A 509-nucleotide genomic window follows, 5' to 3' on the forward strand; every position below is an offset into this window, starting at 1 on the left:
TCTGATAATAATTGGCTTTTACCTGCACCACTCGCACCGCTCCAGAGCGTTAATTCTGCTGGGCGGAAATGCAATTTGTCCTTCAGTTTAGGATAGGGAACCGTATAACCAAGATGTTTTTCAGGCTCTGGCCAAAAAAGCCCAATCACTTGATCTTTATAGTCTGAGGCGCGCCGTAAACCTTCTGGTGCAAAGCTTTGTGCTGAGGAAAAGGCGGCTTTTATGGTGGCTTTATCAATCCCTGCGGTTAAACAGTCATTGGCATCTTTACGGGGTAAACGGACACGGTAGCAACGGTGGCGTCCAAGCCTGCTGGCAATCTCACGGGCTGCTTCTTCTCCGGGCGGATCCATATCGGTGGCTAAAAAAATCGTTTCAAAAGATTCTAAATGATCAAATTCATTTTCAATCCAGTTGTGTTTTCCTCCACTGCCTCCTCCAAAGGGAACAGAAACCGCCGGATATCCATAGGCGGCTAAGGATAGCGCATCAATTTCTCCTTCAGTGAT

1 protein-coding gene is annotated in these 509 nt (G+C 47.2%); it reads right to left on the reverse strand.

Annotation, left to right across the window (positions count from 1 at the left end):
• Positions 1 to 509: toprim domain-containing protein (locus ACFIL8_RS12765; protein ID WP_375690157.1), on the reverse strand; the 509-nt coding region annotated here is incomplete at both ends.

The sequence above is a fragment of the Bartonella sp. AP57NXGY genome (assembly GCF_042195805.1).
GTDB lineage: Bacteria > Pseudomonadota > Alphaproteobacteria > Rhizobiales > Rhizobiaceae > Bartonella.